The following is a 21,425-nucleotide window of genomic DNA, read 5'->3' on the forward strand; positions in this document are numbered from 1 at the left end:
ATAAATGAAGAGACGTTCGCATTTGAAATAAAAGAGAATGGAGAAATTATTAAACATATCGTTCAAGATAAGAAGGTAGAAGGTGAGTTAGAAATAACGAAAGTAGATGTAGCAGATGGGAATACGAAACTGCCAAATACAGAATTTACAATCTACAACGAACAAGGAAAAGAAGTAGTAAAAGGGAAAACGGATGAAAAAGGTATAGCGAAATTCAAATTACCATACGGAAAGTACACGTATAAAGAAACAATAGCGCCGAATGGATATGTAATAAATGAAGAGACATTCGCATTTGAAATAAAAAAGGATGGAGAAATTATTAAACATATTGTGAAAAATAAGAAAGAAGAAAAGGCATCGCTTCCTTCTAAGCCAAATAAGCCAACACCGAATGAAGAAGTGAAACCTGCCACTGATGTGAAGCCAATGCAACAACCAAATACTCATAATGAAGTGCGTTTACCAGCTACTGGCGGCGTCGGCAATGAATTTACCGCTTTATTCGTTTTAGGAATTGGTTTTATTATTGCGGGTGCTTATGTGTTAAGGATGAAAAATAGAAAAGAAATGTAGAAAAAAACGCCTTGTAATAGAGGCGTTTTTTTAGTATCTCAACTTCATCAACAAACTCTTAATTTCCTCATCTTCCATAAAGAGATCATGGTGTTTCTGGGTAATCTTCGCAAGTGCAACGTCATGATAGAAAAATTCTGTAAAGAACTTCACGAAAGGTTGTGACATTGTTTTCATTGCTTGCCATGACTCTTGCTCTACACCAGCAAATAAAATTTCACGGTCGTCAACGATGAGTAGTAAGTAGCGCTCTAGCGCGTTAGGCTCTTCAGCTGGGATTAGAAAATGCATGTTTTCTAAGTCTGTTTCTACGTTTCCGACGATAAGGGACTCGGTTTTGACCCCTTGTTTTGCCTTTTCTTCTAATAACGGAAGATATTCTAAAAGAGTATCGTTCCAAGCTGAAATGCGGATCGATTCTTTTGCATTTTCGATGAGTTCTTTACTTTGAACGCGAATAGAAGATTGCATTTTTAAGCTCCATACACGATCATCTGTAAATGATTTTTTCGATATAGTTGTCTCTAATTCTTTAATATTGGATTGAAATTCTGTCGTTAACTTTTCAATTGCTAGCTTGAGTGGTAATGCTGTATACATCTTCTTCTTCTCTGAAACGGAATCCATTACCATTCCTTTATCGATTAGGCGTGCAAGCACTTCATATATTTTGGCTTTTGGAACGCCAGAATGCTTCACAATCGTTGTAGCATCTAATGGCTCGTTGCTTGATACGACAACTTCGTAAGCTTGGCTTTCATATTGTGAGAAACCGAATTTTTGTAACATAGTTCCCTCCGAACGAATGAGATTATATAGTTTAAGGATAATGAACTATTTGTTTTTGCACAAGTAGTAGTAGGTTTTCTACTCAGATTGAGGTGAGAATTAGTTTCAATTTTTTAATTTTATCTATTATACTTAATATAATGATTAATAAGATTTAAATTCAATGCGAAGGGGATGCTTTGGGGGATATGTTAAGAAGTTTACGTTTAAAAATTGCGGTAGTATTTTCGGTACTTATTTCTATGATGTTCGTAATATTGGGTACAGCTATGTATGAATTACAGAAAGAGAAGGAAGTGCGCTCCTTAGACCAGTATTCTCAAAATACGATGGATCTTGTGACAGAGCAACTTACAACATTTGTTCAAAGAACGGATGAAGATATGGGGTATTATGCGAACAGTGAGATGGTTCGTAATATGCTTCAAGACGGAGTTACTCCAGAAGAGGAAGCTTTTTTGACGAAAGAGTTTTCGGAGTATAAAAAGAATCATCCTGGCATTTTAGACTTATATATTGGTACGAAAGATAAAAAAACATTAAGTGCCAATCTTGCTGAAGGTGGACAAGTGCCAGAAGGTTATGATCCAACGACAAGACCTTGGTATAAAGACTCAGAAGCTGATGTGAAGAAGGTTCACTGGGGACAACCTATGTATGAAATTGCTACAGGTAAGCTAAGTGTGGGGGTTTCTAAGGCAATTACAGCTCAAGATGGATCTGTAATAGGTGTTGTTGCAATGGATGTATCGCTCGGAACAATTCAGAAGTTACTTCATAATATTCAATACAATAATGGCGGAGAAATGTTTATTATAAATGATAAAAATATGGCTCTTGTTTACCCAGAGAAAGTCGGGAAAGATGTTTCGAAAGAGCCACTTGTGAAGAGTTTAAATAAAGATGTAACAAAATATGCTGTCACTACATTAAAAGGTGAAGATGTAGTTGCATATAGTCAGTCATTTGATTTGATGAAATGGAAGATAGGAATTTTTTACCCGAAAGAAACGATTGATGGGCTATTAAATAGTACGAGAAATACAGTCATTATAATGGCATGTATTAGCTTATTAGTTGGAATCGCAGCTTCATACTTGTTCTCAAGAAGATTAGCAAGACCGCTGCAACTATTAACGAATCACGTTCAAAAAGTAGCAGAAGGTGATTTGACATTGCAAATGAAAGTGACAAGTAAGGATGAAGTTGGAGAACTGACGAACCATTTTAATCATATGGTTGAGCAAATGAATGAAATGGTAAGTAAAATTAAAAATAGTGTATCAACAGTGCAACAATCAACGAGCAATCTACATTATTTAACGAATGAAACTGTAGCCGCTAGTAGAGAAGTGTCAGGTGCAATGGATGATGTGAGCGGAGGAGCTTCTACGCTTGCTAATAGTGTAGATGAAGTTTCAGAGCAGCTCGAGAATATGGCGCAGTCAGTGGAACAAATGAATAATTCAGTCGGTGACATAAAAGACGTGGCTGGCAAAGCTGAAGAGGCATCTAAGCAAGGCTTAAATACGATGCGTAATTTAGTTCGTACAAGGGGCCAATCATCTTCGATTGTTGTTCACACAGAAGAAGCATCTGGTAAGTTAGAGCAAAGAGTTGGATCGATTCAAAATGTAGTAGAGCTTATAAAAGGTATTTCGGATCAAACCAATTTACTTGCTTTAAATGCTTCAATCGAGGCGGCACGTGCGGGTGAACAAGGTAAAGGCTTTGCTGTCGTTGCTGAAGAGGTTCGGAAATTAGCGGAACAATCAAAAGAAGCAACAGTAGAAATTGCGACGATGATTGGTGATGTACAAGTAGAGGTAAGGCGAGTTGTAGAAGTTGTAAGTAAATTAAAAGATATTGCGGATATACAAAATAATGTTACGACAGAAGCAGAGGCGGAGTTCCGTACAATTATGTCAGTTGTCAATACGATTAGTACTTCAGTGGAACAAATTGTAGAAGAGGTACATAACATTGGTCACGAACAAGGAGAAATTACAGCGGTAATGCATACAATTGCTGGTACGAGTCAAGAAAGTGCAGCTGTTTCGGAAGAAGTAAATGCTGCAACTGAATCACAAGTGAATCATCTAGAAAAGGTAGCTCATACGATGGAAAGCTTGACGGAGCATATGAGAGACTTAGAAAGATTGGTTGAGCAATTTAAAATAGAGGAATAACAAATTAGTAAAATGATGCGTATTTCGGTAAAATAGATAATGGATATATAAGAAGCAATTATAGGAGGAAAACTACTATGGCAATTGTTGACGTATCGATTATTCCAGTAGGAACAGGTAATCCAAGTGTTAGTGAATATGTAGCAGAAGTACAAAAGGTGCTTGAGAAAAATGCAGATCGTGTGAAGTATCAATTAACACCAATGAATACAATTATTGAAGGAGATCTTCCTGTCATTCTAGAAGTAATTCAACAAATGCATGAAGTTCCATATACGAAAGGTGCACAGCGCGTTGCAACAACAATTCGTATCGATGATCGCCGTGATAAAGTAAGCACAATGGAGAAGAAATTAAACTCTGTTCGATCAAAATTATAAGGAAAAGCAGCGATCTTCGCTGCTTTTTTCATATAGGAGGTAGATAAGATGAGTGAAAAGTTTAACGAACAATTTGACGGGTTGTTAGAGAAATACACGGAACTATTACTCGGAGAGAGCAATGAAGAGAGAAAAGAACAGGTACAGAAGTGGGCACTGTATTCTTACATAGCTAAGACGATGCCGGCTTTAGTAAAGCACTGGAATGAGACGTATCCAGATGCGAAAGAAGAGATGGTGAAGCTAATTACGGATATTAAAAAAATGAATGAAGAGAAGAGAAATGAGCAGTGAGAAAACTTGAGGTGAATGTTACCTCAAGTTTTCTTTAATAATATCTTTATATAATTTACATGGAATATAAAGGGTTTTATAAGCATGTCGAATATTTTCGACATGCTTATTTTGTGCCTATTAAACTCTATTTTTCTAAATGTCGAAAAATATTCCCTTCATATTAAGAAGCGAGAATATAGGGTTTTAAATGTTTTTATAGTATTTTATAAATTATCTAAATAATTATTTGTATCCAATAATTTTAAACAATGATATAATTTTGAAGAGGGGTAAAAAACAGATAAATTAAGTCATAGGGGTGAATTACATGGAACAATTAATGCGAAATTCGTTTCTTTTCTTATCTAAAAATAAAGCGCTAACAAAACTGGCTAAAAAGTACGGTTTACGTTTTGGAGCAGGTCGCTTTGTCGCAGGGGAGACGATTGAATTAGCGACAGCAGCTATTAAACAATTGAACAAGCAAGGTCTTTGTGTAACAATCGATTATTTAGGGGAATTCGTTGATAATGAAGCGGAAGCAAATGAAATGGCTAACCAATCGATTGAAGCGATCCGTGCAATTGGAAGAGAAGGTTTGGATTCGCAGCTTTCTTTAAAGATGACTTCTATGGGATTAGATATCTCTGATGAAATCGTAATGAACAATATGCGCCGTATTTTGGAAGCTGCACAAGAAAATGGTGTGTTTGTTACAATTGATATGGAAGATTATACACGCTGCGGGAAGACGATTGATATCTTTAAGCAGTTAAAGTCTGAATACGATAATATTGGTACTGTTATTCAAGCTTACCTGTATCGTACAGAAAAAGATATGGAAGAATTAAATGCTTATAGTCCTAATTTACGTCTTGTAAAAGGAGCTTATAAAGAACCTGAAGAGGTAGCGTTCCCGGATAAGAAAGATGTAGATGATAACTATAAAAAAATTATTAAAATGCACTTATTAAATGGAAATTATACTGCAATTGCTTCACATGACGAAGCGATTATTGAATATACGAAAAAACTTGCCGAAGAACACAACATCCCAAGAGACCAATTTGAATTCCAGATGTTATATGGTATTCGTAATGAGCGTCAACTTGAGCTAGTAAAAGAAGGTTACAAAATGCGTGTTTATGTACCTTATGGAAACGACTGGTATGGCTACTTCATGCGTCGTCTAGCAGAGCGCCCAGCAAACGTTGCGTTCGTGTTAAAAGGTATGGTTAAAAAATAACCAAGGAGAAAATACTCCTTGGTTATTTTAATTGCTGAAATGCGTAATGTGCCATTTTCTTCGTATCAGGATATAGTTGCGCGCGAGTAGAAGATAATACAACATTAATGACGCGTTTACCGTCTTTTTCATCCACTGTTACGACTGTATATTTTCCGAGTGCTGATAGACCGCTTTTACTTCCAATTGCATATGGATCGTCATATAGTTCTTCTCGTCCATAGTTTGCGATTTTGGGAGAGCGTTCTGAAGTATGTAGAGTTGTACGTGTTGAATTCATATGTTCTAAAACAACTGGATACTTTAATGCTTCTTTCGTAATCATAGCAATGTCATATGGTGATACTTTGTTTCCTAGTGCATCAGCACCACTTGCGTTTTTGAAAGTCGCATGTTTTGTACCAAGTTCCTTCGCTCTAGCATTCATCATTTTCACAAATTCATTTTTTGATCCTGCGATATGTTCTGCAATTGACTCGGCTATTGGGTCTGCACTAATGATAAGCATAAGTTTTAATGCCTCATCACGCTTTAATTTTTCCCCAGCACGAAGCTTAATTTTCTTACTTTGACTTTCTGTTTTAATCGCGTTTTCTGTAACTGTAATTTCTTCATCTTCTTTTACATTCTCTAGTAGGAGAAGGGTTGTCATCATTTTGGCTATACTAGCCGGATAAGAGCGTTCATCTTCCCGTTTTCCATACAAAATTTCACCTGTGTCTGCATCGATTGTAATTCCGTATTGCCCAGTAATACTAGGTTGATCGGCTCTTACAGTTTGTTGTCTTTGTGCATAAGAGAAGAAAATCATCCCTGTAAATAATGTTGCAATCATTACAATCATAACTAATGTTCTTTTCAATATAATTCCCTCATTTGTTACAAATAAATTGGGCAGAAAAAGCAGCCATTACCCATTATGCCACGTTCTCTGCCCAAAAATATAGCGTTATTTTTCGCCCATATTATGCTTCTTATATTGCTGGTTATTACCTTGACGTCCTTTTTCTACGCCTTGATCAGTTGGACCAGCGTTTCCTGTCACACTTGCTGCACTAATTCCAGCCTTTGAAGGGTTCTTCTTAAGTTTTGCCATATATATTCCTCCAGTTTCGTCAGATTATAAAAAGGGAAAGTGTATTTGAGTGAAGAAAATACATATATAGCATAGCCAAATGAAAGAAATATATTTATTTCAGAAAATTTTATCAATAAATATATTGCGAAAATTCAAACTGTATCATATATTTATTAGTAGAGGCTCACTCATTGATTGCGACTTATGTCGAAAAATTGAATGAGCATTCATTCAAGAATAGGGGGAGAATTGGATGTTCCAAATTAAAAAGGCTGCTGTTCTAGGTTCAGGCGTAATGGGTTCGGGGATTGCGGCACACTTAGCTAATATTGGTATTCCGACATTATTGCTTGATATTGTACCACCTGCGCTTACGAAAGAAGAGGAAGCGAAGGGACTTACATTAGAACATAAAAGTGTGAGAAATCGTTTTAGTAATACAGCATTGCAAAAACTATTAAAGCAAAAACCAGCTCCTCTGACAGTGAAAGGAAATCTAGCACTGATTGAAGCAGGTAACTTAGAAGATGATCTTGAGCGTCTTGCCGATGTAGATTGGATTATTGAAGTAGTAGTTGAGAACTTAGATGTTAAAAAGACACTATTTGAAAAAGTAGATGCTGTTCGTAAACCAGGTTCTATTGTAAGCTCGAATACGTCAGGCATTTCAGTTGAAAAAATGGCAGAAGGTCGTTCAGACGACTTCCAGAAACACTTCTTAGGCACACACTTTTTTAACCCACCACGATATTTAAAACTTCTAGAGGTAATACCGACGAAAGAAACTGATCCACAAGTATTAAGCTTCATGAAACTATTTGGCGAAGACATTCTTGGAAAAGGCGTTGTTATCGCAAAAGACACACCAAACTTTATTGGAAACCGCATCGGTACGTACGGTTTATTAGTAACTCTTCAAGAGATGGTAAAACGCGGCTATAGCATTGGGGAAGTTGATTCTGTAACAGGCCCACTTATTGGTCGTCCGAAGAGCGCAACGTTCCGTACATTAGATGTTGTCGGTTTAGATACATTCGTACACGTTGCAAATAACGTATATGAAAACGTACAAGAAGAAGAGCGTGATGTATTTAAAGTACCAGCTTTCATGCATGACATGCTTGATAAAAAATGGCTGGGAAGCAAAACAGGTCAAGGCTTCTTCTTAAAGCAAGGAAAAGAAATTTTAGAATTAAATCCTGAAACGATGGAGTACGAAGCTCGCAAAAAATTAAAAGCTGCTTCTATCGAGTTAAGTAAACAAGAAAAAGGTTTATCGAATAAATTGAAAGCGCTTGTATATGCGAAAGACCGCGCAGGAGAGTTGTTATGGAACATCATTACACCAACTCTTTTATACTCTGCAAAACTTCATAAAGAAATTGCTGACGATATCGTTGCAATTGACCAAGCGATGAAGTGGGGCTTTGGCTGGGAACAAGGACCATTTGAAGTTTGGGATGCAATTGGCGTTGAAAAGTCTGTTCAAAAGATGGAAGAAAACGGCGCAGTTGTTCCGGCTTGGGTGAAAGAAATGTTAGAGAAAGGTTTCACTACTTTCTATAAACATGATAACGGCGATAGCTACTATTACGATAATGGCGAATATAAGCTAATCGAACGTAATAAAAAGGCGATTTCTCTTAAGCAATTAAAAGCGAAAAATGGCGTATTAAAGAAAAATAGCGGAGCGAGCTTAATTGATTTAGGCGACGGCATCCTTTGTTTAGAATTCCATTCGAAGAGCAATGCAATCGGTATGGATATTACGCAAATGATTAACTACGCTGTTGATGAAGTAGAAAAGAATTATAAAGGTCTTGTTATCGGTAACCAATCGAAGAACTTCTGCGTTGGTGCGAACCTAGCAATGATCTTAATGGAAGCACAAGATGACAACTACTTTGAAATTGAGTGGGTTGTGAAAAACTTCCAAGATGCAATGACGAAAATTAAGTACTCTTCTAAGCCAGTTGTAGCAGCACCATACGGTATGACGCTTGGCGGAGGTACAGAAGTATGTTTACCAGCAGCGAGCATTCAAGCTTCTAGTGAAACGTATATGGGCTTAGTAGAAGTTGGTGTTGGCTTAATCCCTGGCGGAGGCGGTAATAAAGAGCTATACATTAAACACTTAAATAAAATGGCAAACGGCGTAGAGTTTGATCTGCAAAAAGTTGCAAATAAAGTGTTCGAAACAGTCGCAATGGCGAAAGTTTCAACTTCAGGACAAGAAGCGGTTTCTCATAACTTCTTAGGTGATAAAGACGGTATTAGTGTGAATGGTGATCACTTACTATACGATGCGAAACAGAAAGCACTTGCTTTATATGAAGCTGGTTATAAAGCGCCGATCCGCAAAAAAATACCGGTTGTTGGTGAAACAGGATATGCAACTCTTGCACTTGGTGCAGAAGCAATGCATTTATCTGGTTACATTTCAGAGTACGACCTTCATATTGCGAAGAAACTTGCATATGTCATCGCAGGCGGAAAAGTGCCGTACGGAACAGAAGTTGATGAGCAGTATTTATTAGATGTAGAACGTGAAGCATTTATTAGCTTAGTAAGTGAGATGAAATCACAAGCAAGAATGCAGCACATGCTTGTAAAAGGAAAGCCATTACGTAACTAATAACGAGGGGAGATATCGTTCATGAGAGAAGCTGTCATTGTTGCGGGAGCAAGAACACCAATTGGAAAAGCAAAGAGGGGTTCATTAAAAACAGTTCGTCCTGACGATCTAGGGGCGTTAGTAGTAAAAGAAACGTTAAAGCGTGCGAATTATGAAGGGCCAATCGATGATTTAATTTTCGGTTGTGCGATGCCAGAAGCAGAGCAAGGTTTAAATATGGCTCGTAATATAGGCGGATTAGCAGGACTTTCTTACGATGTTCCAGCCATTACAATTAACCGTTACTGTTCTTCAGGTTTACAAAGTATCGCTTACGGAGCAGAGCGCATTATGCTTGGTCACTCGGAAGCGGTATTATCAGGCGGAGCGGAATCAATGAGTTTAGTTCCAATGATGGGACACGTTGTTCGTCCTAATAGTCGCCTTGTAGAAGCAGCTCCAGAATATTATATGGGTATGGGACATACAGCAGAGCAAGTTGCTGTGAAATATGGAATTTCTCGTGAAGAGCAAGATGCATTTGCAGTAAGAAGTCATCAACGTGCTGCGAAAGCATTAGCTGCAGGTAACTTTGCTGATGAAACAGTATCTGTAGATGTAACATTACGTACTGTTGGATCGAATAACAAACTGCAAGAAGAAACAATCATTTTCGCACAAGACGAAGGTGTAAGAGCAGAGACGACACTAGACATTTTAGGTAAATTACGTCCAGCATTTAACGTTCGCGGTTCTGTAACAGCAGGTAACTCTTCACAAATGAGTGACGGTGCAGCATCTGTACTATTAATGGACCGTGAAAAAGCAGTGAGCGATGGTATGAAGCCACTTGCGAAATTCCGTTCATTTGCAGTAGCTGGCGTACCGCCAGAAGTAATGGGAATCGGCCCAATTGCTGCCATTCCAAAAGCTTTAAAACTAGCTGGCTTAGAACTATCGGATATCGGCTTATTCGAGTTAAATGAGGCATTCGCTTCTCAATCCATCCAAGTTATTCGTGAACTTGGATTAGATGAAGAAAAAGTAAACGTAAACGGTGGTGCAATCGCACTTGGACATCCACTTGGCTGTACAGGAGCAAAACTAACGCTATCTCTTATTCACGAAATGAAACGCCGCAACGAACAATTCGGTATCGTAACAATGTGTATCGGCGGCGGAATGGGAGCAGCGGGAGTGTTTGAATTACTATAAAAAAAAGTGGAAGCGGCTCGCTCAGAATGTGAGGGGGATGGAGCTTCAGACGTAGAGGCGCTTTTTGCCTCGCAGGAAGAAGCGAAGCCACCGAACATTCTAGCCGCTGGAACTGGATTATAAAAAGTGCAGGTGGCTTGCTCAGAACGAGACGCTGCCAATGCAAAGAATGGAAGCAACAAAGATTTATAAAAAATAAACGGGAGAGCCAGCTTCTTTCAAAATGAGAGAAGCGGCTTATGAAAATATGAAGGAGGAAATTTTCATGGAAAAAACAGTAGGAAATGCGGTTAAAGGCGGTAGCTTTTTAGTAGATGAGATTACGATTGATCAAGTGTTTACGCCAGAAGATTTTTCATCTGAGCATAAAATGATTGCAAAAACGACAGAGGACTTTATCGTAAATGAAGTTCTTCCAGAGCTTGAATATTTAGAGCAACATGAGTTTGATCGTTCTGTTCGTCTTTTAAAAGAAGCTGGGGAACTTGGTTTATTAGGCGCTGACGTACCAGAAGAGTACGGCGGAATTGGACTTGATAAAGTAAGCTCAGCGTTAATCGCAGAGAAATTCTCTCGCGCTGGTGGTTTTGCAATTACTCACGGTGCTCACGTAGGTATCGGATCGTTACCAATCGTATTATTCGGTAACGAAGAGCAAAAGAAAAAGTATTTACCATTACTTGCAACTGGTGAAAAATTAGCTGCATACGCATTAACTGAGCCAGGTTCAGGATCTGACGCATTAGGTGCAAAAACAACTGCACGTTTAAATGCAGAAGGTACACATTACGTATTAAATGGTGAAAAACAGTGGATTACAAACTCTGCATTCGCTGACGTATTTATCGTGTACGCAAAAATAGATGGTGAGCACTTCTCGGCATTTATCGTAGAAAAAGAATATGCTGGTGTATCTACAAGTCCAGAAGAGAAGAAAATGGGTATTAAATGTTCTTCAACTCGTACGTTAATTTTAGAAGATGCATTAGTACCGAAAGAAAATTTACTTGGTGAAATCGGTAAAGGTCATATTATCGCGTTCAACATTTTAAATATCGGCCGTTATAAATTAGGTGTTGGTACAGTTGGATCTGCGAAACGTGCAGTAGAAATTTCAGCACAATATGCAAACCAACGTCAACAGTTCAAACAACCAATCGCTCGCTTCCCATTAATTCAAGAGAAACTTGCGAATATGGCAGCAAAAACATATGCAGCTGAAAGCTCTGTATACCGTACAGTAGGGTTATTCGAAAGCCGCATGAGCACATTATCTGAAGAAGAAGTAAAAGATGGTAAAGCAGTAGCAGCTTCTATCGCTGAATATGCAATCGAGTGCTCTTTAAATAAAGTATTCGGTTCTGAAGTACTAGATTATACAGTAGATGAAGGTGTTCAAATTCACGGTGGTTACGGATTTATGGCAGAGTACGAGATTGAAAGAATGTACCGCGATTCTCGTATTAACCGTATTTTCGAAGGGACAAACGAAATTAACCGCCTAATCGTACCAGGTACGTTCTTACGTAAAGCGATGAAAGGTGAATTACCACTTCTTCAAAAAGCACAAAAATTACAAGAAGAGTTAATGATGATGATGCCAGAAGAAGTAGGCGATGAGCCATTAGCACTTCAAAAATATTTAGTAACTAATGCGAAGAAAATCGGCTTAATGGTAGCTGGATTAGCTGCTCAAAAATATGGTAAAGCATTAGATAAAGAGCAAGAAATCCTTGTGAATATCGCTGACATCGTAAGCAATCTATACGCAATGGAGTCAGCTGTTCTTCGTACAGAAAAAGCAATTAAAACAACTGGTCTTGAAAAGAATAAACAAAAAGTGTTATACACTGAGGTATTCTGCCAAGAAGCATTCAACGAAATCGAAGCAGATGCGAAAGAAACACTTATTGCAGTTGAAAACGGCGACATGCTGCGCATGATGTTATCATCATTACGTAAATTAACTCGCCACACACCACTTAACGTAATTCCGAAGAAACGTGAAATTGCTGCGAAAATTTTAGAAGATGAGCGTTACACAGTTTAATACCTTTAAAGAACGGTAGTCGTTTATACGACTACTGTTCTTTTTTTTTTTTTTTTTGAAAAAATGAAATTTTTAGTGACATAAAACTAATGCCATTAGTATAATAAAACTAATAGTATTAGTTTTGTGAAAAGGGAGCTGGAAATATGAGAGTGATACATGAAAAAACGGTATATCAATTGTCATTTTTGCCAAGAGTGTTTCCTGTGAATTGTTACTTTGTCGAGGAAGAAGATGGTTTAACTTTAATTGATGCGGCTTTGCCATATAGCGCAAAAGGAATTTTACAGGCGGTTGAAAAAATAGGGAAACCAATTACGAATATTGTATTAACACATGCGCATGATGATCACATCGGTGCATTAGACGCATTAAAGGAAGTACTGCCTAATGTTCCAGTCTATATTTCTAAGCGGGACGCAAAGCTGTTAGAAGGCGATACGACGTTACAAAAGGATGAACCAAATACGCCAATAAAAGGCGGTGTACCTAAAAAGGTGAAAACGGCACCTGATGTTTTATTAGAAGATGGCGACCGAGTGGGATCGCTTCTTGCGATTATGACACCGGGACATACGCCAGGATCCATGTCGTTTCTTGATATACGAAATAAAGCTCTTATTGTTGGGGATGCATTTCAAACAAGAGGAGGTATGGCTGTTTCAGGACAAATGAAATTTTGGTTTCCGTTTCCGGCGATGGCAACGTGGAGCAAAGACATATCATTACAAAGTGCAGAGAAGTTAAGAGAATATGAGCCTTCCTTGCTTGCGGCAGGACATGGAAAAATGATAAACGATCCAGGGGCTTTCATAGAGCTTGCTATTAAAGAAGCGAAGCGGAATATAGAAAGTAGGAAAGAGGGTTAATTTATGTCACCCAGAATCGGACTTACATTACAAAAAATTGTAGAAACAGCAGCAGAAATAGCAGATGCAAATGGAATACAAGAAGTAACGTTAGCTTCATTAGCGCAAAGGTTAGGGATACGTTCTCCCTCACTATATAATCATGTAAAAGGGTTACAAGATGTACGTAAACATCTTGGTATTTACGGAATACGACAGCTGCATAACAAGCTGGAAGAAGCGGCCGAGGATAAACATATGGATGAAGCAATTCATGCTTTAGGAGAAGCGTATGTAGCATTCGTACGTAAACATCCTGGACTGTATGAAGCAACTTTTTTACGAGATGAAGAAGTAAGAAAAGCAGGTGACGGAATTGTAAAGCTTTGTCTTCAGGTCTTACAACAGTACGATTTAGAAGGAGAGAATGCACTTCATGCGACACGCGGATTCAGAAGTATTTGTCATGGATTTGCGTCGATTGAACAGCAGGGCGGATTTGGTCTGCCATTAGATTTAGATACAAGTTTACATGTATTGTTGGAAACGTTTATTAAAGGATTACGTGAATAAGAAGCGAGGCAAACAAAAACCTTAGAAGTGATTTTTTAGTTATCTTTTTAATTGGGAATCTATATTCGTTAACAGGCGAACAGTATAAATTAGCAAATGCATTTTTATTAGCAGGAGTACTTTGTTCTTATGCTTTAACTATCGTAGTTTTGAAAAGAAGATATTAGATGAGAAAGAGGCTCTAGTGGTTTAGAGGCTCTTTTTTGTTAAATGATATTATTTTGCAGGTTTGAAAAATGTGTATATGGCTAAGAAAAAGCAAACGAAACTGAATACGATAGGATCTTGATATGGACTAGGCTCAGAGCCCTTCTGGATTTCTGTAAGGAAGTCATGTGTTTTCATATTTATTGCTCCTTTATATAAGAATACGTTTAATGAAACTAATACTTACTAATAGAGTTGCACTAATAAATACTAAGAAAAACGTAGTATTACGGTTTTTATAGTTGTTAAGCGCAATGAATAAAAAACAAATGAGAAATAACATATGTAAAGGAATAGAAGTGAGTAATGGCTTTAAAGTTAATATATCAATCAACAGTTTTACATAGAGGATTGCGTAAATGATAAAGAAGATAACTTTAACATATTTTTGTATGAGCACACCTTCCTACCATGGTTTGTTTGAGGATTATGCTGTTATTATAAGGGTAGCTTTTGAATGTTTGTATTTTTCTGTAAGTATAACATTTTTTTGTATTTATAAATAGATGTGACTGATTTGAAATGTAAGAGAGCTTTTTCATGAATACGATTTAAAAAGAACAGAATACTAAAGGAGAATGAAAGAAGAAAGGTAGGAGTATCCTATGCAAAACTTAACAGAGCTTGAAGTAGAAAACTTACGTCATTTAATTGGTGGACACGCAACAATTATTAACAAGTTGGAGCAGTATGCACAGACGTGTACGGATCCACAACTGAAACAAATGCTACAAAAAGATGCACAAGATGCACGAAATACGAAACAGCAATTAATGACTTTCCTAGGATAGGAGGAAGAGAAAGATGAATGAAAAAGATATGGTAAATGATTATTTAGCAGGATTAAATGCAAGTTTAACAAGTTATGCAAATTATATTGCTCAGTCTGATAATGAACAGTTACACCAAACGTTAATTCAAATTCGTAATCAGGATGAGATGCGTCAACGTAATATGTACGAGTACGCAAAGCAAAAGAGTTATTATAAGCCAGCAGCACCTGCGAATCCAATGATTGTACAACAATTAAAAAGTCAATTAAGTATGGAACAATAAGGAAAAGAAAACGAGTGAATTTATTCGCTCGTTTTCTTTTTGTATATGTCAATAAATACATAATAAATATTTTTCCAGTTGTAACAAATATGACGAAAATGGAATATAAAAATTCACAAAAAGGACAAAAACTTTGTTCAATATTTCACAAAGTATCCATGGTTTCTATCGTGGGAATCTCTATAATTAAGGGTGTAAAGAACAAAAGAAATAGATTATATGATCAATTAGGAGAGATTGCTATGAAAAGACATACAAGAAAAATTGCAATTATCGGTACTGGATTAGTTGGATCAAGTTGTGCATATTCCATTGTCAATCAAGGCATTTGCGAAGAGCTATTATTAATTGATATAAATCATGAACGTGCAGTTGGGGAAGCAATGGATTTATCACACTGCATTAACTTTACAAATACAAGAACAAAAGTATATGCAGGAAGCTATGAAGACTGCAAAGATATGGACATCGTTATTATTACAGCAGGACCAGCACCAAAACCAGGGCAAAGTCGCTTAGATACTTTAGGAGCAAGCGCGAAGATTATGGAAAGTGTTGTTGGCGGCGTAATGGAAAGTGGATTTGATGGTATTTTCTTACTTGCATCGAACCCAGTTGATATTATTACATATGAAGTGTGGAAATTATCTGGATTACCTAGAAATCGTGTAATCGGTACTGGTACATCACTAGATTCTTCTCGCTTACGAACAATTTTATCTGAAATGTTACATGTAGATCCTCGTAGTATTCACGGGTATTCATTAGGGGAACATGGTGATTCTCAAATGGTTGCTTGGTCACACGTAACTGTTGGTGGAAAACCAATTCTGCAAATCTTAGAAGAACAAAAAGAACGATTTGGTGAAATAGATTTAGATGAAATTGTTGAGAAGACTGCAAAAGCCGGATGGGAAATTTATAAACGTAAAGGTACTACTTATTACGGAATCGGAAATTCTTTAGCATATATTGCGAGCTCAATCTTTAACGATGATCATCGTGTCATTGCTGTATCAGCTATTTTAGATGGTGAGTATGGTGAATATGATATTTGTACAGGAGTACCAGCTATTATTACTAGAGATGGTATAAGAGAAATTGTAGAACTAAATTTAACAGAGGATGAAGAATCTCGATTCGCAAAATCAAACGACATTTTACGTGATTATATGAAAACAATTAGCTACTAACTTATAGGAGAAGGTGAAACAAATGAAGGAATATATAATGTCTCGTGTATTTAAAGCATCAGCTGGAATCGCACAAGGTATTTTCGTATCCCTTGGAATTGGTTTACTAATCGAAAATATAGGAAGAATTGTTGATATTCCGTTGCTTATTACAATCGGAGTTGTTGCAAAATCACTTATGGCACCAGCCATTGGTGCTGGAATTGCTTTTATGCTCGGTGCAAACGGTCTTGTAATTTTCTCGGCTATGGTAGCTGGAGCAATTGGTGCCGGATCCATTTCAATTACTGAAGCAGGTCTAATTATTAAAACAGGTGAGCCAATCGGTGCATTATTAACAGCGACTTTAGCTGTATATATTGGTAAACGTTTAAGTGGAAAAACTGCGTTAGATATGATGCTCGTTCCATTTGCGGCAATATTAGGTTCTGGTTTAGTCGGCATTTGGTTATCTCATAATATTACTCCTGTTTTAAATGCAGTTGGAGCATTCATTAAAGATAGTTCAGCTGGTAGCCCGTTTATCGCTTCTATCGTCATTGCAGTCGTTTGGGGACTATTACTTATCTCACCAGCTTCATCAGCTGCGTTAGCGATTGCACTTAGCTTAGACGGTGTTGCAGGTGGTGCTGCTCTTGCAGGCTGCGTTGCTCAGTTTATCGGATTCTCTGTCATCTCAGCGAAAGAAAATAATTTAGGTGGTATATTAGCTCAAGCTCTGTGTACTCCAAAAGTACAGTTGCCAAATATCACTAAAAATCCAATGATTCTCGTCCCAACTGTCGTCGCCAGTGCAATAGTTGGTCCAGTATCAGCATTAATTTTCCAACTGGAAGCAGGAAAAGAAATTGCAGGTCTTGGATTAAGTTCTCTTATCGCACCAATTAATTTAATTTCCAGTGAGGGATGGGAAGTTGTCCCGGCGATGGTAATCACTTATATCGTCATTCCAGTAGCTGTTTCTTATATACTTTACATTGCTCTTAAAAAAGCAGGTCGTATTCACTCTGGTGATATGACTGTACCGCAATCTTAACTTGAAAATCTCCTTTTATATAGAGAAAAGCAGACTGAGAAGCCACAGTCTGCTTTTTACATTTTATGATTATGTTTTACTGGAACACGTACGGTTTCTTTTGCTAACAACAGCTGAACGCCGAAGTAGAGTATGCTTGCAAGCGTCATTCCAGAAATGGCGTCTACAAATGCATGTTGCTTCGTAAATAGCGTTGATAAAATAATAAGCGTACCGAAGAAGGTAAGGATGTAATATTCAAAAGCATGTTGTTCTCTACGTTTAAAGGCAGCTAGCATAATGACAAATGTAGTAAGAACGTGAATGCTTGGGAAACAGTTTACCGGTTGATCGATACTATAAATATAGCGGACTAGTTCGGAAAACACGTCTGATCCAACAACGGTTGGACGTGGTACAGTTGTCTGCCAAAAATAATAAATAGAAAAACAAGCAAGTTTTCCAAGAATGACACTACTTAAAGTGACATAATATTGCTTTCGATCTGCAAAGCAGTAATAAATAAGTGCGCCGTATAAGTAAGGAAACCAAAGTAAATAAGGGATAATAAATGCTTTCACAAATGGAATCCAATCATCTACTACAGTTGTGACATCTACTGCGTGTACAGCCGATTTATTTAATACATCGTAAAGGGGACTTACGAGTACGAGTAGAAGTATATAACTTAACGGAAGAAAAGATGAAAGTTTAAATTTCTTCATGATAATCTCCTATGTTTAGTAATGTAAGTAAATTCAATTGATTATAATATAGAAACGCAATTTGGGCTATCGATTTTGCTTACATTTTCTTGAATTCACCTTACGTTTTTGTCACTTGACTGAAAAGAAGGGGAGGGTGCTAAATGAAGCGTTTATCGTATTTCTTAGTTTTTATATTGATATGCCTAGCGAGTGCTGGGTGTGCAAAGGATAAAGAAGGAGAGAAATTAGAATATAACGGAAGAGCACTCGTAATTGGAGTTGTTGGAGAAAAACCGAAAGATACGTTTAGGAATGTAAAGTTTGAGGAAATGAAGTTAGGGGAACTGGAAAAGAAATCTAAGGAAGTAGATGGTTTTCTAATAATGAAAGCTCACTTTCAAGAAGCCTCAACAGATCAGTATAAAAATGTATTTTCATCGCTAAAGAAACCAGTGTTTTTTATCGGTTTACAAGATAAATCATATTCGATTTTTATTACAAAAGGGATAGAGTATAACAGTGCCCGAAAAGATGTAAATGCTATGTATACGCAAGGGTTTGCCAATATCGGAAGTGGTGAAGGACAACAATGGGCAGTTGGTTTATCGAATGGTGGAAATACTGAAGAAAGTATTCATAATATGTACATCGTCGTATTTCAAACCATTGCAGATTATTTGAATAGATGATGAAGGAGCCTATGAATTAGGCTTCTTATTTTTTATGCAGAAGCACATATAACAATATGATTGGGAAGCTCACGAAAGCTTTACGACGTATGCGAGATGCATTCGCGGCTGTAATGAGACTGATTTATAATTTTATATCAGCAATTGCAGATATAAAATTATAAAATTTAATGAAGTGCATCAAGTATTAGCTCGTTTTATCAAGGGATGATAATGTTAGTTCCACATCACTCTCCCTTACGATTGGTATTGGTTTGTGAGCGAGTATACAAGCAGCTTTAGCTTTATTATGATAGGTAGAGCCAGGAACGAGGATTCTCCTTTATTTCGCATGCGGGAATCGGTTATATAGTGGTTCAAATGATTCCGTTGTTTATAAAATTGCTAAAGATATGTAGATTGCTTTTTTATGTGCTGGAATTCCCTAACTATCATGGAATATAATCATTAAAAATTCTAAATAATATAATTTTCAACTTGATTTTTTTGGGAAAAACAGTAATTATATGAATGTGTAATTCTAATGTTAAATTAGGAACGATAGGAATAAGGGGGGGTATAAATGGGAGAGATCAAGGTTACTCCAGAGGAATTAAGAAATAGAGCAAAAAATTTTAAATACGCTAGCGCTGAAGCAACTGATCGTCATAATAGGATTCTTTCAGAATTGTTGAATCTTCAAATGAGATGGATAGGAGCTTCAAGTTTATCTTTTTATAATGATTTGCCTACTTTAACCAAAGCTTATGAGTCTTTTAATAGTCATTTGAAAAATATTGAAGAAGAATTAGTGCGTATTGCCCTTAAATTTGAAACAACAGATAATAATGGAGTTAATATGACTAGTGGTGCTACCGGATTAAGTGGTACAGGGTTAAGTGCTGCTGGGTTAAGTGCTGCTGGATTAGGTGCTGGATTAGGAATTAATAATAAAGTTAATTTACAATCAATAACTGATTTGTTAAGTACCAAGTCTAAAGAAGGCTATTTATATAATGAAAGAAGTGGCCCGTTATATGCTAAAGCTATAGGTGGTGAATTGAAAGCTGGAGCAATTATTGGAGGCAGTGCCTCATATAACACTGTAAAAGTAGGTATTGAAGGTTCAGTAAATATTGATGGAAGAGATTTAAAAGGAGAAGCAAGTTTAAGCATGGCGAACGCGGAAGTTGCTGCTAAAATAGATAAAAATGGATTTGAACTTGGGGCGGAGGCCTCTTTAGCAAAATATGAAGCGGGTATAGATATACCTATACCATTTACAGATCATGATTTACATCTTGGTGGTTCAGCCTCACTTGGACAAGCCGGTGGTTCACTAAAGGTAAGTTCAAGTGGATTTAAAGTGAATTTCCCTTGGGGGCCTGGAGCTAGTCCTGTGGGTACAGGTGTTGAAGTAGAGATAAAGTAAAAAGGAGTATCTTGTATGACTTTAGAAAGTTTGAAGAAATTTTTAACAATTCTTTTTGTTATTTGTTTTTTTGGTACTATTATTTTTACAATGTTTGATGCTACATATAATTTAAAAGAAAAAATAATCTTTTCATTGATATATTTAATTACAGTTCCTATTAGTTTTTTAATTTTATATAAAATAGGTAAATTTTTTATTAAGTAAAGAGGTGAATTAAAATGGAGAAGATAGAGAAAGATACATTACTTCCGATTGGTTCAGTTGTGAAATTTAAAACATGGGAACAACCATTGATGATATATGGTAGAAAACAAGAAGATTCAAAAACTAAGAAAACTTGGGATTATGTAGCTTGTTATTATCCTATCGGAAATATTTCCACCGAATATAATATGTTTTTTAATCATGAACATATATCAGAAGTGATTTTTACTGGATATGTAAATGAAGATGAAATGAAGTTGCGTGAAGATTTGAAATAGCATTATTGATTTTACAACTATAATAATTATAATATATTCACTAGGGTATATTATAGTTATTATAGTTTTTTTGAATGTAAATAGGAGGATATTTATTGTGAGGATAAGGGGGAATGATGTTGAAAACTATTAAAAATATATTATTATTTGTTCTATGTTTGGTGGTTCTTAGTGGTTGTTTTACAAGAGAGGGAACGATTGTTGGTGGTAAGGTTCATGGAGGTTCAAATAGTATAGATGGAAAGTATAAAAGTTTCACAGGTTTTGCAACTCAAGATATGGATGTAAAAAAAGGTGAAAGCTGGACATTTACCTTTGATGATAAAACTAAGCAAGGAACCATAAAGGCTTATGTTTTGGATTCAAATGATAATACAATACTGGAAGTTAATAGTGGAAACAGTAAAAATAATATTAAAGTGTCTAAAGATGATACATATAAAGTTAAAATTATAACAGAAGAACATGGTGGAGAATTTGAAATATCATGGAAAAAAGAAAAGTAGTTAAGTTAATGAGTATTGGGCTATTATTATGTTCTTAGGATTCGAATACCTTCGAAAGAGATGGGGAAAAAGGAAATTTTCAGAAAAGTTTCTGCAAGCAAAATTTGCTGATGAAGGAAAAGGGATTTTGATTATTACTTATGTAATAGATTTATATGTAATATCTATTCCTTTAAAAGTAAAGAAATATAATTCACTTTAATTTGTATTGAATATAGAAGTGATTATGCTATGAAAGTCATGTTTATTCATGGCTTTTCTTTGTAGTAATTTCTTAATTATGAGCTCAATAGTATCCATCCGTTGTAGTGTTATGCGGTGG

Annotated in this window: 23 protein-coding genes; 19 read left to right on the plus strand and 4 right to left on the minus strand. The window is 36.4% G+C overall.

Annotated features, from left to right (window positions below):
• Positions 1–576: SpaA isopeptide-forming pilin-related protein (locus ACQVV1_RS23500; RefSeq protein WP_431169587.1), on the plus strand; the 576-nt coding region annotated here is incomplete at its 5' end.
• 30 nt (positions 577–606) lie between these two features.
• On the opposite strand, the gene ACQVV1_RS23505 is transcribed toward ACQVV1_RS23500, so the two are convergent.
• Entirely contained in the window at positions 607–1,365 is a 759-nt protein-coding gene (locus ACQVV1_RS23505; RefSeq protein ID WP_098555395.1) for a TrmB family transcriptional regulator, read from the minus strand.
• Between the two features lie 188 nt (positions 1,366–1,553).
• Between ACQVV1_RS23505 and ACQVV1_RS23510 the strand changes: the two genes are divergently transcribed.
• From ACQVV1_RS23510 to ACQVV1_RS23525, 4 genes are all read left to right on the plus strand, one after another.
• Positions 1,554–3,554 carry a methyl-accepting chemotaxis protein gene (locus ACQVV1_RS23510; protein WP_242254753.1) on the plus strand — a complete coding sequence of 667 codons (2,001 nt, stop codon included), beginning with the start codon at positions 1,554–1,556 and terminating at the stop codon, positions 3,552–3,554.
• Between the two features lie 77 nt (positions 3,555–3,631).
• Positions 3,632–3,934, plus strand: coding sequence for an MTH1187 family thiamine-binding protein (locus ACQVV1_RS23515; protein ID WP_001018860.1), 303 nt, complete (start codon positions 3,632–3,634; stop codon positions 3,932–3,934).
• Between the two features lie 48 nt (positions 3,935–3,982).
• Complete coding sequence (locus ACQVV1_RS23520; protein WP_063222157.1) at positions 3,983–4,228, plus strand: YusU family protein; 246 nt, start codon at positions 3,983–3,985, stop codon at positions 4,226–4,228.
• A 310-nt stretch (positions 4,229–4,538) separates the two neighbouring features.
• Positions 4,539–5,456 carry a proline dehydrogenase family protein gene (locus tag ACQVV1_RS23525; RefSeq protein ID WP_098555391.1) on the plus strand — a complete coding sequence of 306 codons (918 nt, stop codon included), beginning with the start codon at positions 4,539–4,541 and terminating at the stop codon, positions 5,454–5,456.
• Between the two features lie 22 nt (positions 5,457–5,478).
• Here the strand turns inward: ACQVV1_RS23525 and ACQVV1_RS23530 are convergent, their stop codons facing one another.
• Both ACQVV1_RS23530 and ACQVV1_RS23535 read right to left on the minus strand, forming a co-directional pair.
• On the minus strand, positions 5,479–6,318 hold the full coding sequence (locus tag ACQVV1_RS23530) for a D-alanyl-D-alanine carboxypeptidase family protein (protein WP_242254751.1): 840 nt from the start codon (positions 6,316–6,318) through the stop codon (positions 5,479–5,481).
• Positions 6,319–6,405: 87 nt separating this feature from the next.
• Complete coding sequence (locus ACQVV1_RS23535; RefSeq protein WP_236803902.1) at positions 6,406–6,552, minus strand: YuzL family protein; 147 nt, start codon at positions 6,550–6,552, stop codon at positions 6,406–6,408.
• A 235-nt stretch (positions 6,553–6,787) separates the two neighbouring features.
• Between ACQVV1_RS23535 and ACQVV1_RS23540 the strand changes: the two genes are divergently transcribed.
• From ACQVV1_RS23540 to ACQVV1_RS23580, 9 genes are all read left to right on the plus strand, one after another.
• Positions 6,788–9,169, plus strand: a complete 2,382-nt coding sequence (locus ACQVV1_RS23540; RefSeq protein WP_431169588.1) for a 3-hydroxyacyl-CoA dehydrogenase/enoyl-CoA hydratase family protein — start codon at positions 6,788–6,790, stop codon at positions 9,167–9,169.
• Positions 9,170–9,190: 21 nt separating this feature from the next.
• A complete protein-coding gene (locus ACQVV1_RS23545; RefSeq protein ID WP_001206342.1) occupies positions 9,191–10,363 on the plus strand; it encodes an acetyl-CoA C-acetyltransferase in 1,173 nt (390 codons plus the stop codon).
• A 265-nt stretch (positions 10,364–10,628) separates the two neighbouring features.
• Positions 10,629–12,413, plus strand: coding sequence for an acyl-CoA dehydrogenase FadE (locus ACQVV1_RS23550; RefSeq protein WP_000416287.1), 1,785 nt, complete (start codon positions 10,629–10,631; stop codon positions 12,411–12,413).
• Positions 12,414–12,559: 146 nt separating this feature from the next.
• Entirely contained in the window at positions 12,560–13,282 is a 723-nt protein-coding gene (locus tag ACQVV1_RS23555; RefSeq protein ID WP_431169589.1) for an MBL fold metallo-hydrolase, read from the plus strand.
• Between the two features lie 3 nt (positions 13,283–13,285).
• Positions 13,286–13,834 carry a TetR/AcrR family transcriptional regulator gene (locus ACQVV1_RS23560; RefSeq protein WP_071715985.1) on the plus strand — a complete coding sequence of 183 codons (549 nt, stop codon included), beginning with the start codon at positions 13,286–13,288 and terminating at the stop codon, positions 13,832–13,834.
• 812 nt (positions 13,835–14,646) lie between these two features.
• Positions 14,647–14,832: a hypothetical protein gene (locus ACQVV1_RS23565; protein ID WP_001180555.1), complete on the plus strand. Its 186-nt coding sequence runs from the start codon at positions 14,647–14,649 to the stop codon at positions 14,830–14,832.
• A 13-nt stretch (positions 14,833–14,845) separates the two neighbouring features.
• On the plus strand, positions 14,846–15,097 hold the full coding sequence (locus tag ACQVV1_RS23570) for a spore coat protein (protein ID WP_001002988.1): 252 nt from the start codon (positions 14,846–14,848) through the stop codon (positions 15,095–15,097).
• 242 nt (positions 15,098–15,339) lie between these two features.
• Positions 15,340–16,290 (plus strand): L-lactate dehydrogenase, encoded by a 951-nt coding sequence (locus ACQVV1_RS23575; RefSeq protein WP_431169591.1) that lies wholly within the window; start codon positions 15,340–15,342, stop codon positions 16,288–16,290.
• A 22-nt stretch (positions 16,291–16,312) separates the two neighbouring features.
• Complete coding sequence (locus tag ACQVV1_RS23580; protein ID WP_000666170.1) at positions 16,313–17,326, plus strand: PTS sugar transporter subunit IIC; 1,014 nt, start codon at positions 16,313–16,315, stop codon at positions 17,324–17,326.
• A gap of 56 nt (positions 17,327–17,382) precedes the next feature.
• Here the strand turns inward: ACQVV1_RS23580 and ACQVV1_RS23585 are convergent, their stop codons facing one another.
• Positions 17,383–18,030, minus strand: coding sequence for a phosphatase PAP2 family protein (locus ACQVV1_RS23585; protein WP_242254747.1), 648 nt, complete (start codon positions 18,028–18,030; stop codon positions 17,383–17,385).
• 143 nt (positions 18,031–18,173) lie between these two features.
• Here ACQVV1_RS23585 and ACQVV1_RS23590 point away from each other — a divergent pair, with 143 nt between their 5' ends.
• The 5 genes from ACQVV1_RS23590 (at position 18,174) to ACQVV1_RS23610 (ending at position 21,103) form a co-directional block, all read left to right on the plus strand.
• Positions 18,174–18,701 (plus strand): hypothetical protein, encoded by a 528-nt coding sequence (locus ACQVV1_RS23590; RefSeq protein ID WP_088307956.1) that lies wholly within the window; start codon positions 18,174–18,176, stop codon positions 18,699–18,701.
• Between the two features lie 562 nt (positions 18,702–19,263).
• Positions 19,264–20,112 (plus strand): WXG100 family type VII secretion target, encoded by an 849-nt coding sequence (locus ACQVV1_RS23595; protein WP_088020157.1) that lies wholly within the window; start codon positions 19,264–19,266, stop codon positions 20,110–20,112.
• A 15-nt stretch (positions 20,113–20,127) separates the two neighbouring features.
• Positions 20,128–20,319, plus strand: a complete 192-nt coding sequence (locus ACQVV1_RS23600; RefSeq protein ID WP_141439222.1) for a hypothetical protein — start codon at positions 20,128–20,130, stop codon at positions 20,317–20,319.
• A gap of 14 nt (positions 20,320–20,333) precedes the next feature.
• Positions 20,334–20,597 (plus strand): DUF4176 domain-containing protein, encoded by a 264-nt coding sequence (locus ACQVV1_RS23605; RefSeq protein WP_088020159.1) that lies wholly within the window; start codon positions 20,334–20,336, stop codon positions 20,595–20,597.
• Positions 20,598–20,713: 116 nt separating this feature from the next.
• A complete protein-coding gene (locus ACQVV1_RS23610; protein WP_141439223.1) occupies positions 20,714–21,103 on the plus strand; it encodes a hypothetical protein in 390 nt (129 codons plus the stop codon).
• Positions 21,104–21,425: the final 322 nt, after the last annotated feature.

Source organism: Bacillus basilensis, from assembly GCF_050630465.1.
GTDB classification, from domain to species: domain Bacteria; phylum Bacillota; class Bacilli; order Bacillales; family Bacillaceae_G; genus Bacillus_A; species Bacillus_A basilensis.

Bases quoted from the DNA above. Each gene is read 5' to 3' on its own strand.
- ACQVV1_RS23610 (WP_141439223.1), top strand. From the start codon at position 20,714: ATGTTGAAAACTATTAAAAATATATTATTATTTGTTCTATGTTTGGTG.
- ACQVV1_RS23510 (WP_242254753.1), top strand. From the start codon at position 1,554: ATGTTAAGAAGTTTACGTTTAAAAATTGCGGTAGTATTTTCGGTACTT.
- ACQVV1_RS23540 (WP_431169588.1), top strand. From the start codon at position 6,788: ATGTTCCAAATTAAAAAGGCTGCTGTTCTAGGTTCAGGCGTAATGGGT.
- ACQVV1_RS23570 (WP_001002988.1), top strand. From the start codon at position 14,846: ATGAATGAAAAAGATATGGTAAATGATTATTTAGCAGGATTAAATGCA.
- ACQVV1_RS23545 (WP_001206342.1), top strand. From the start codon at position 9,191: ATGAGAGAAGCTGTCATTGTTGCGGGAGCAAGAACACCAATTGGAAAA.
- ACQVV1_RS23555 (WP_431169589.1), top strand. From the start codon at position 12,560: ATGAGAGTGATACATGAAAAAACGGTATATCAATTGTCATTTTTGCCA.
- ACQVV1_RS23515 (WP_001018860.1), top strand. From the start codon at position 3,632: ATGGCAATTGTTGACGTATCGATTATTCCAGTAGGAACAGGTAATCCA.
- ACQVV1_RS23505 (WP_098555395.1), bottom strand. From the start codon at position 1,365: ATGTTACAAAAATTCGGTTTCTCACAATATGAAAGCCAAGCTTACGAA.
- ACQVV1_RS23565 (WP_001180555.1), top strand. From the start codon at position 14,647: ATGCAAAACTTAACAGAGCTTGAAGTAGAAAACTTACGTCATTTAATT.
- ACQVV1_RS23575 (WP_431169591.1), top strand. From the start codon at position 15,340: ATGAAAAGACATACAAGAAAAATTGCAATTATCGGTACTGGATTAGTT.
- ACQVV1_RS23585 (WP_242254747.1), bottom strand. From the start codon at position 18,030: ATGAAGAAATTTAAACTTTCATCTTTTCTTCCGTTAAGTTATATACTT.
- ACQVV1_RS23590 (WP_088307956.1), top strand. From the start codon at position 18,174: ATGAAGCGTTTATCGTATTTCTTAGTTTTTATATTGATATGCCTAGCG.
- ACQVV1_RS23580 (WP_000666170.1), top strand. From the start codon at position 16,313: ATGAAGGAATATATAATGTCTCGTGTATTTAAAGCATCAGCTGGAATC.
- ACQVV1_RS23600 (WP_141439222.1), top strand. From the start codon at position 20,128: ATGACTTTAGAAAGTTTGAAGAAATTTTTAACAATTCTTTTTGTTATT.
- ACQVV1_RS23550 (WP_000416287.1), top strand. From the start codon at position 10,629: ATGGAAAAAACAGTAGGAAATGCGGTTAAAGGCGGTAGCTTTTTAGTA.
- ACQVV1_RS23595 (WP_088020157.1), top strand. From the start codon at position 19,264: ATGGGAGAGATCAAGGTTACTCCAGAGGAATTAAGAAATAGAGCAAAA.
- ACQVV1_RS23525 (WP_098555391.1), top strand. From the start codon at position 4,539: ATGGAACAATTAATGCGAAATTCGTTTCTTTTCTTATCTAAAAATAAA.
- ACQVV1_RS23520 (WP_063222157.1), top strand. From the start codon at position 3,983: ATGAGTGAAAAGTTTAACGAACAATTTGACGGGTTGTTAGAGAAATAC.
- ACQVV1_RS23560 (WP_071715985.1), top strand. From the start codon at position 13,286: ATGTCACCCAGAATCGGACTTACATTACAAAAAATTGTAGAAACAGCA.
- ACQVV1_RS23605 (WP_088020159.1), top strand. From the start codon at position 20,334: ATGGAGAAGATAGAGAAAGATACATTACTTCCGATTGGTTCAGTTGTG.
- ACQVV1_RS23535 (WP_236803902.1), bottom strand. From the start codon at position 6,552: ATGGCAAAACTTAAGAAGAACCCTTCAAAGGCTGGAATTAGTGCAGCA.